The organism is Streptomyces sp. 4N509B, assembly GCF_052245655.1.
Lineage (GTDB): Bacteria > Actinomycetota > Actinomycetes > Streptomycetales > Streptomycetaceae > Streptomyces.
In genome coordinates this window covers 172,345-180,913 of the sequence record NZ_JBQQBZ010000010.1, presented here as the reverse complement: position 1 = coordinate 180,913, position 8,569 = coordinate 172,345, and the positions used below count along the sequence as shown (strand labels likewise).

The window sequence follows — 8,569 nt, the reverse complement described above, 5'->3', positions numbered from 1 at the left end:
GCTTCATGCGCACCCACATCGACACCCTCACCCTCGGCCCCTACATCCTCACCAAACACACCCAACCCCCCTGGCACGAAACCCCCACCCAATGGACCCACACCATCCCCCCCGACTAAAAACAAACAACGCATAAAGGGCGAAATGGATAGCATTTCGCCCTAATGCCTCTTAACCCACAAGACATACGTCGTTCCTGATGGCGCAACACCGACCCTTCACTCTGCTGCCATGCCAGCACCCAGCCCCGCGGCTGTCCAACACGGCCAGATACGTCTCCGTGACGCCTCACCCGCCGACCTGGACGCCGCGCGAGCCCTCCACCAGCGCTGCTCACCCACCAGCCTGAACCAGCGCTACGTCGGTGGTCACCGAGAGGCCGACAGCTACCTCGGTCACCTCCTCCACCACCGTCACGGCCACACCCTCGCCGCCCACACGCCCACCGGCGAGCTCGTCGGGCTCGCTCACCTCCTGTGGGACACGGCCGACGACGACGCGGCCGAGATCGCCCTGCTCGTCGCCGACGCATGGCAGCGTCGGGGCGTCGGCACCGCGCTCCTCGCGCACCTTCTGCGCCTCGCCGACGAGGCCGGGTTCGCCACGCTCCACGCCCTGGCCCACACCCCCAACCCCGCCCTGGCCCGCAGCCTGCGCTCCGCAGCCCGCGCCACCGGGCACCGTCACACCCAGCCCACCGCCGTCGACGGAGACGCCGTCCAGGTTCACACCCTCCACCTCCGCCGCCACGGTGAGGACGACGGGGGGCCGGAGCGGGTCCGGCTCAGCGGGCCCCGGAGCCGAGCGAGCTGAGGTAGGCGTTGTAGGCGGCGAGCTCCCTGTCACCGTCGCGCTTCGCGGCACGGTCGTGGCGGCGGGCGGCGCGCTCCTCCGAGAGGAACCACTGCACCAGGAGGACCACCAGCACCACCACCGTGGGGATCTCGCTGAAGGCCCAGGCGATGCCGCCGGCGGCGGACTGGTCGGAGAGGGCGGTGACCTCCAGGGACGCGGGCGGGTTGGCGAAGGTGTCGATCATGGGGTCGGACGCCATCATCAGCGCGATGCCGAAGAAGGCGTGGAAGGGCATCGTCGCGAAGAGTTCGAGCATGCGCAGCGGGTATCCGGCGCGGTGCGGGCCGGGGTCGACGCCCATGACCGGCCAGAAGAAGACCAGGCCGACGGCGAGGAAGTGGAGCATCATCCCCAGGTGGCCGACGCGGCTGTCCATGAGGGTGTCGAACAGCGGCGTGAAGTACAGCCCGTAGAGGCTGCCGATGAACAGGGAGATGGTGAAGATCGGCGAGGTGATCACGCGGACGTAGCGGCTGTGGAGCAGCCGTACGAGGACGTCGCGCGGGCCCCGTCGGCCGCGGCCGCCGGCGGGCAGGGCCCGTAGCAGGAGGGTCACGGGCCCGCCCAGCAGCAGCAGGATCGGCGCGAGCATGCTGAGGACCATGTGTTGCAGCATGTGGACGCTGAAGAGCACCATGCCGTACTGGTTCAGCCCGGTGCAGGTCACCAGGGCGATGGTGGCGACGCCGAGGGTGAACGCGAGGGTGCGCCCCAGCGGCCAGGAGTCGCCGCGGCGGCGAAGGCGCACGACGCCCGTCATGTAGAGGGCGAGGACGATCAGGCAGCCGACGAGGAAGACGTCGTCGCCGCCGAACTCCAGGCCGCGGGTGAACGAGAAGGGCGGCAGCTCCGAGCCGCCGTGACCCCCGTGGCCGCCGTGACCCCCGTGGGGGTCCTCACCGAGGTTCGTCTGCTGAGCCCACATCTCTCCGTCTTCCGAGCCGTGCCATGTCCCCCGGCCTGTCGTCCCCCGGTGTGTCCCCGCGGCGTCATCCGCGCGCCAGCACCACCATAGAACCGGCGCGTCCGCTCATGCCGGGCGGGTGGCGGCGGCGATGCGCTCGGCCCGCAGGGCCTCGTACCAGCGTTCGTCGACGGGCGTGAGGGCGTTGACGTCGAGGGTGAGCTTCAGCAGGAGGTCGGCGATCTGGGGGTTGCGCGCCAGGACGGGGCCGTGCATGTAGGTGCCGAAGACGGTGCCCTGCCAGGCGCCCTCGGTGCCGTCGCCCGTGCCGTTGCCGTTGCCGACCCGGACGTGGGCGAAGGGGCGAACTCCGGGCCCCAGGTGGGTGACGCCCTGGTGGTTCTCGAAGCCGGTGAGCTGGGGCAGCCGCAGGTGTTCGTCGATGTCGGCGAGGACGTCGCCGACGCAGCGCTCTCCGGTGCCCCGGACGCTGACGACGTCGAGGAGGCCGAGTCCGGCCTCGCGCTCGCCGAGGTCGTTGACGAACTCGTGGCCGAGGATCTGGTAGCCGGCGCAGACGGAGAAGATGATGGCGCCGTTGGCCGCCGCGCGGTGCAGGCCACCGTCGCGGCGGAGGCGTTCCGCGGCAAGGCGCTGGGGGCGGTCCTCGCCACCGCCGATGAGGTAGATGTCTCCCGAGGTGGGGACGGGCTGGTCGGAGCGGACGTCGAGGCGCTCGACGGCCAGGCCGCGCTGGCGGGCGCGCCGCTCCACGACCAGGGCGTTGCCCTGGTCTCCGTAGGTGCTCAGCAGGTCGGGGTAGACCCAGACCAGGCGCAGGCTCGAGGTGCTCATGCGGGCGGTCCCTTGGTGTCAGTTGCCGACCGTGCGGCGGAGGTCCTGGAAGGCGGTGTAGTTGGCGATGGCTTCGACGCGTCCGGGGGGGCAGGCCTGGAGCGCCTGGGGAAGGGTGTCGAACACGCGGAAGTCGACGCCGGCGACCTCGAGACGGACGGCGAGGTCGAGGCGGCGGTCGCCGATGACGGCGACGGGGTGTCCGGCCAGGCGGGTGTAGTCGACGTCCCAGAGCCAGGAGGTGTCGGTGCCGTCCGCGCTGCGGGCGTTGACGGAGAGGATGACGGGGGCGGGGGGTGGGTCGATGAGGGAGAAGGTCTCCAGCCAGCCGGCGGGGTTCTTGGCCAGGAGGAGGCGGATCTCGCGGCCCTGGTGGCTGACGACGTCGTAGCGGCCGGCGACGGCGGTGACGGCCTGCATGCGCTGGAGGGCGAGGCCGGGCGGGACGCCGAAGAGGGCGGCGGTGGCGGCGGCGGTGGTCGCGTTCGCCTTGTTGGCGCGGCCGGGGAGCTGGAGGTGGATGGGCCAGGCGGAGCCGTGGGGGTCGAGGACAGCGTCGCCGGAGAGCACCCAGGTGGGTGTGGGGCGGGAGAAGCCGCAGGAGCCGCAGCCCCAGCTGTCGCCCGGGCGTTGGAGGACGCCGCCGCAGGCGGGGCAGGACCAGGCGTCGTCCTTCCACTCCTGGCCGGCGGCGACCCAGACGACGGCCGTGGCGGAGGAGGCGGCCCAGACGACGAGGGGGTCGTCGGCGTTGGCGACGACGGTGGCCTTGGAGTCCTTCAGGCCCTCGCGCCAGCGCTCGGCGAGCATGCGGGTCTCGGCGGCGCGGTCGAGCTGGTCGCGGGAGAGGTTGAGCAGGGCGACGGCCTTGGGGCTGACGGCGGCGGCGACGCTGGTGAGGTACTTCTCGTCGACTTCGAGGACGCCGTAGCGGGCCTGTGCTCCGCTGGAGAGGGCGGAGGTGATGCCGGCGGGCATGTTGGCGCCGAGCGCGTTGGAGACGACCTCGCCGCCGGCGCGGAGGGCTTCGGCCAGCAGCCGGGTGGTGGTGGTCTTGCCGTTGGTGGCGGAGACGAGGACCACGTCGAGGTGCGCGGCGAGGCGGGACAAGAGCTCGGGATCGAGCTTGAGGGCGACGCGTCCACCGATCACGGATCCGCTGCCGCGTCCGGCGGCTCGCGACACCGCGGCGGCTGCCTTGCCCGCGGTCACCGCCAGTCTGGCGCGTGCCGACAGCGGCTGCGTGCTCTCTGCCATTGGCGTTGTTCCTCCCTTAGCCCTGTGGCCCGGAGGCCAGCCTATCGATGCCGTGGGGTGGGGTGAGCGGTCACCCGGATGCGCTCACCGCACGCCTCTTACTCATTGTGACCACTAGAGTTCAATGCGTGAAGGACATTGACGGCATCGGGAGTGGTCATGGTTCTTTCGGTCTCCGGGATCCTGTTGCTGGGGGTCATCGTGTTCCTGTTCTTCCGCAAGGACGGGCTGAAGCTGTCGCACGCGATGGTGTGTGGGCTCTTCGGCTTCTACCTGGCGGGGACGTCGGCGGCGCCGAGCATCGAGGCGGGCGGGGAGCATCTGGCGGAGCTGCTGGGCAGCCTGTCGTTCTAGGTGTGTTGTGCCGGGACCCCGGGCCGGGACGCGGCGCGGGGTGAGGGGACGCGCCGCGCGCGGGCCGCGGCGGGGCGGGGTGGACCGCCGGGGTCGGGTCAGGCGGGTTGTGGCTGGGTGACGAGCGGGTCGTCGAGGACCGGTTGCCAGGCGAGTTCCGCCGCTCCGACGAGGCTGTTGTGGTCGAGGGTGCAGGGCAGGACGGGGACGCTGCCGCTGCGGCCCCACAGGCTGTGGCGTTCGACGGTGCCGCGCAGCCGCTCGGGGTCGGCGTCGAGCAGCCAGCGGTGGAGGCCGCCGAGGATGATGCGGTCGGGGTTGAGGATGTTGACCAGGCCGGCGAGGCCGAGGCCGAGGCGGTCGATCAGGGTGTGGGTGGCGGCCAGAACCGTCGGGTCGTTCGCGGGGGCGGCCTGGAGGAGGTCGCGGGCCTGGGCCAGGAGGGAGCCGTCCGCGGCGGGGGTGCGTCCGGCGGCGGCGAGGAGGGCCAGCGGGTCGGTCTCGACGTCGAGGCAGCCCCGGCTGCCGCAGTGACAGGGGCGGCCCTGGGGGTCGACGGTGACGTGCCCGACCTCGAGCGCGAGGCCGGCGCTGCCGGTGTGGAGCCTGCCGTCGAGGACGAGGGCGCCGCCGACGCCGCGGTGGCCGGTGGCCACGCAGAGCAGGTGGGCGGCGCCCCGGCCGGCTCCGTGGCGGTGCTCGGCGAGGGCGGCGAGGTTGATGTCGTTGCCGCAGAAGCCGGCGACGGGGAGGCCCGCGTCGGCGAGGCAGCGGGTGAACATGTCGCGGACCGGCGCGCCCGCGGGCCAGGCCAGGTGGAGGGGGTTGAGTGCCGTGCCGTCGGGTTCGGCGACGGCGGAGGGGACGGCGAGCCCGGCGCCGACGCAGCGCCGACCGCTGTCGGCGAGCAGCCTCGCGCCGGCCTCGACGATCTCGCGGAGCACGTGGCTGGGGTCGGCGTCGACGGTCATGCAGCCGGGGGTGGTGGCCAGGATGTGTCCGCCGAGGCCGACGAGGGCGACGCGGAAGCCGTCGGCGTGGACCTGTGCGGCCAACGCGACGGGCCCGTCGGGTGCGATGGCCAGGCGGTGCGAGGGCCGCCCCTGGCTGCCGGCGGCACCCGGGCGCGGGTCGACGGTGATGAGGCCGAGGGTCTGCAACTCGGCGGCGACGGCGCCGGCCGTGGCGCGGGTGACGCCGAGCTCCGCGGTGAGGACGGCGCGGGTGGGGGCGCGGCCGGTATGGACGAGCTCCAGCGCAGGGCCGAGCGCGTTGCGGCCTCTGTCGAGCCGGGTGCGGGTGCGGATCACGGTCCCCATTCTCGCTTTGTGCCCCTGACAAACAAACTCGGCGAGGGCGTACGCCTGCCCGGTCGTCGTGCTTCTGTGCGCCGTGTGTGGCGGGCTGGAATGGGAGGCTTCCGGACAGGGGTGGATGTGTAGGGCTGGTCAGGACCGGAGAGTTTCTGGGCGGTTGTGTGATCGAGGTCGAGAGGATCGGTGGGGCGTGAGGAGCGAGGACTTTCTTGAGGCGTTGGCGCGGGAGGGTGTCCTGCTGATCGACGCGGCGCTGCGGGCGGGCGCCGACGCGCTGGTCCCGACCTGTCCGGACTGGCGGGTGCGGGATCTCGTTCTGCACCAGGGGAACGTCCACCGCTGGGCGACCGGCTTCGTGGTCGAGGGACGCACCGCGTTCGCGCCGCTGTTGGCCGAGCGGGTGTCGGACGGGGAGTTGGAGGGGTGGTTCAGGGAGGGGCACGCGACGCTGTTGGCCGCCCTCCGGCAGGCGCCGAAGGACCTGGAGTGCTGGACGTTCCTGCCCGGGGCGCGCTCGCCGCGGCACTTCTGGACGCGGCGCCAGGCCCACGAGACGACGGTGCACCGGGTGGACGCGGAGTCGGCGGCGGGAGGCGCGGGAGTCGGGGGTGGGGGCGGCGTGGCGGTCGGGGCGGAGTTCGCGGTGGACGGCGTCGACGAGTTGCTGACGGGCTTCCACGCACGGGAGCGCAGCCGGGTGCGCAGCGCCCGGGAGCGGACCCTGGGGGTGCGCACGACGGACGGTCCGGGGGCGTGCTGGCGGGTGGTGATATCGGACGCGCCGCCGCGTGCCGAGCGCGTGGAGGCCCTGGCGGAGCCCGTGGAGTGTGAGGTGAGCGGGCCCGCCGAGGAGGTGTACCTGGCGTTGTGGAACCGCCGCCCGTGGGACGGGGTCACGGTGACGGGTGACGCCTCGGTGGCGGAGCTGTGGCGCGGTATGTCCGCGATCTGACGCGGGTGACCGGGTGGTGAGGCGGGCGGGCACGGCCCGTCAGCCGAGCCACCCCGGGCGGACGAGGCCGGACTCGTAGGCCAGGACGACGAGTTGGGCGCGGTCGCGGGCGCCGAGCTTGACCATGGCGCGGCTGACGTGGGTCTTGGCCGTCAGAGGGGAGACGACGAGGCGGCGGGCGATCTCCTCGTTCGACAGGCCGATGCCGACCAGGGTCATCACCTCGCGTTCGCGGTCGGTGAGCTGGGCGAGCAGGGCGGCGTCGGCCGGTTCCTTGGAGCGGGCGGCGAACTCGGCGATCAGGCGCCGGGTGACGCTCGGGGAGAGCAGGGCGTCCCCGGCGACGACGGCGCGGACCGCGCGCAGCAGTTCGTCGGGCTCGGTGTCCTTCACCAGGAAGCCGGAGGCGCCGGAGCGGAGCGCCTCGAAGACGTACTCGTCCAGTTCGAAGGTGGTCAGCATGACGACCTTCACCCCGTCGAGGGACTCGTCCTCGGTGATGTGGCGGGTGGCCGCCAGGCCGTCGAGCTCCGGCATCCGGATGTCCATCAGGACCAGGTCGGGGCGCAGTTCGCGCACGAGGGACAACGCCTCGTGGCCGTCGGCGGCCTCGCCGGCGACGCTGATGTCGGGCTGGGCGTCCAGCAGGGCGCGGAACCCGGCCCGCACCAGGATCTGGTCGTCGGCGAGCAGCACGCGGATCATGGCGTTCTTCCGTTTCCGTTGGTCTCTCGGGGTTCGTTGACGCCGGCCTCGTCCGCGTCGGTCTCCCGTCGGGTGGCGGGCCGGTCCGGCGTCAGGGGGAGGTGTGCCGTGACGCGGAAGCCTCCGTCGTCGCGGGGACCGGCGGCCACGGTGCCGCCGAAGGAGGCGGCGCGTTCGCGCATGCCGACCAGGCCGTTGCCCCCCACCGTGTCGCCGCCGGTGGCCGGGCCGTCGTCGTCGACGCTCAGCACGAGCTCGTCGGGGGTGTAGCGCAGGTGGACCCGGGCGGTGCGGGAGCCGGAGTGGCGGACGGTGTTGGTCAGGGCCTCCTGCACGATGCGGAACGCCGCGAGGTCGGCGCCGGGCGGCAGGGTGGCCGGGGTGCCCGTGGTCCGGGTCTCGACCCGCAGGCCGGCCGACTCGGCGTGGCGTGCCAGCTCCGGCAGCCGGGCGAGCCCGGGGGCCGGGGCGCGGGGCGCGTCGCCGGGCGAGCGGAGGGTGGCCAGCACCTGCCGGACCTCTCCGAGGGCCTCCTTGCTGGCGGCCTTGATGGTGGTCAGGGCGGTGCGGGCCTGGTCGGGGTCGGTGTCCAGGAGTGCCAGGCCGACGCCCGCCTGCACGTTGATGACGGAGATGCTGTGGGCGAGGACGTCGTGGAGTTCGCGGGCGATGCGCAGCCGTTCCTCGTCGGCGCGGCGGCGTGCGGCCGCCTCGCGTTCGGCCCGCTCGCGCGCCTGCTGTTCACGGCGGGCGCGGACGAGTTCTGAGACGGCCAGGACGGCGACGGCCCAGGCGGCGATCAGGCCGTACCAGCCAAGTTCGGCCGGACCGTCGCCGTCGGGGGGCAGCCAGCGGTAGAGGCCGTGGCCGGTGAGGGGCAGGCTGGCCCAGAACAGCCCGAGGGCGAGCCAGGCCGCTCGCCGGTGCCCGGTGACTACGGCGCTGAAGGAGCCGACGATCACGCTCAGGAAGACGGGCCCGTAGGGGTAGCCGGCGCCCAGGTAGACGGCGGCGGTGACGGCGGTGCCGACGGCGGCGAGCCGCGGGCGGCGGTGGCGTGCCACGAGCAGCGCCGGGCCGAGGGCCAGGAGGGCGTAGCCGAGGACGTCGAGTGCCACCCGGTGGTCCGTCTGGTTCTCGCCGGCGAACGTCGAGCCGACGACCTGGACGAGCAGGACCACGCAGGAGGAGAGCCACGGCATGCGGGCGAGGGCCGGCGGCGACGCGAGCCAGCGCTGCCAGGCGGGGCCGCCGGGCGCGTGGGCTGTCGGCGTGGGGTGGTCGGTCACGTTCGCCACGCTAGTCCGGGGTGGGGGTGGGGCGCGTCCGCCGTGGGCGGTCGACGCGGGTACTCCGGGCGGAGTACGTGCC

9 protein-coding genes are annotated in these 8,569 nt (G+C 73.3%); 3 read left to right on the top strand and 6 right to left on the bottom strand.

What is annotated here, in order from left to right; genetic code table 11:
* Window positions 1-231: 231 nt before the first annotated feature.
* A complete protein-coding gene (locus ACTWP5_RS13115; RefSeq protein ID WP_443221057.1) occupies window positions 232-813 on the top strand; it encodes a GNAT family N-acetyltransferase in 582 nt (193 codons plus the stop codon).
* Here ACTWP5_RS13115 and ACTWP5_RS13110 read toward each other — a convergent pair.
* The 3 genes from ACTWP5_RS13110 to ACTWP5_RS13100 form a co-directional block, all read right to left on the bottom strand.
* Window positions 785-1,780, bottom strand: a complete 996-nt coding sequence (locus ACTWP5_RS13110; protein WP_443221056.1) for a cytochrome c oxidase assembly protein — start codon at window positions 1,778-1,780, stop codon at window positions 785-787. The genes ACTWP5_RS13115 and ACTWP5_RS13110 overlap by 29 nt on opposite strands.
* A gap of 105 nt (window positions 1,781-1,885) precedes the next feature.
* Window positions 1,886-2,614: a type 1 glutamine amidotransferase gene (locus ACTWP5_RS13105; RefSeq protein WP_443221055.1), complete on the bottom strand. Its 729-nt coding sequence runs from the start codon at window positions 2,612-2,614 to the stop codon at window positions 1,886-1,888.
* An 18-nt stretch (window positions 2,615-2,632) separates the two neighbouring features.
* Window positions 2,633-3,871: a MurT ligase domain-containing protein gene (locus ACTWP5_RS13100; RefSeq protein ID WP_443221054.1), complete on the bottom strand. Its 1,239-nt coding sequence runs from the start codon at window positions 3,869-3,871 to the stop codon at window positions 2,633-2,635.
* A gap of 159 nt (window positions 3,872-4,030) precedes the next feature.
* Between ACTWP5_RS13100 and ACTWP5_RS13095 the strand changes: the two genes are divergently transcribed.
* The gene (locus ACTWP5_RS13095) at window positions 4,031-4,225 is read left to right on the top strand and encodes a hypothetical protein (RefSeq protein WP_443221053.1); all 195 of its coding nucleotides are present in this window, start codon (window positions 4,031-4,033) and stop codon (window positions 4,223-4,225) included.
* A 98-nt stretch (window positions 4,226-4,323) separates the two neighbouring features.
* On the opposite strand, the gene ACTWP5_RS13090 is transcribed toward ACTWP5_RS13095, so the two are convergent.
* Complete coding sequence (locus ACTWP5_RS13090; RefSeq protein WP_443221052.1) at window positions 4,324-5,544, bottom strand: ROK family protein; 1,221 nt, start codon at window positions 5,542-5,544, stop codon at window positions 4,324-4,326.
* 187 nt (window positions 5,545-5,731) lie between these two features.
* On the opposite strand from ACTWP5_RS13090, the gene ACTWP5_RS13085 reads away from it, so the two are divergent.
* The gene (locus tag ACTWP5_RS13085) at window positions 5,732-6,493 is read left to right on the top strand and encodes a maleylpyruvate isomerase family mycothiol-dependent enzyme (RefSeq protein ID WP_443221051.1); all 762 of its coding nucleotides are present in this window, start codon (window positions 5,732-5,734) and stop codon (window positions 6,491-6,493) included.
* 39 nt (window positions 6,494-6,532) lie between these two features.
* On the opposite strand, the gene ACTWP5_RS13080 is transcribed toward ACTWP5_RS13085, so the two are convergent.
* Window positions 6,533-7,198 (bottom strand): response regulator, encoded by a 666-nt coding sequence (locus ACTWP5_RS13080; protein ID WP_443221050.1) that lies wholly within the window; start codon window positions 7,196-7,198, stop codon window positions 6,533-6,535.
* Complete coding sequence (locus tag ACTWP5_RS13075; RefSeq protein WP_443221049.1) at window positions 7,195-8,487, bottom strand: sensor histidine kinase; 1,293 nt, start codon at window positions 8,485-8,487, stop codon at window positions 7,195-7,197. The genes ACTWP5_RS13080 and ACTWP5_RS13075 overlap by 4 nt, the downstream gene beginning before the upstream one ends.
* Window positions 8,488-8,569: the final 82 nt, after the last annotated feature.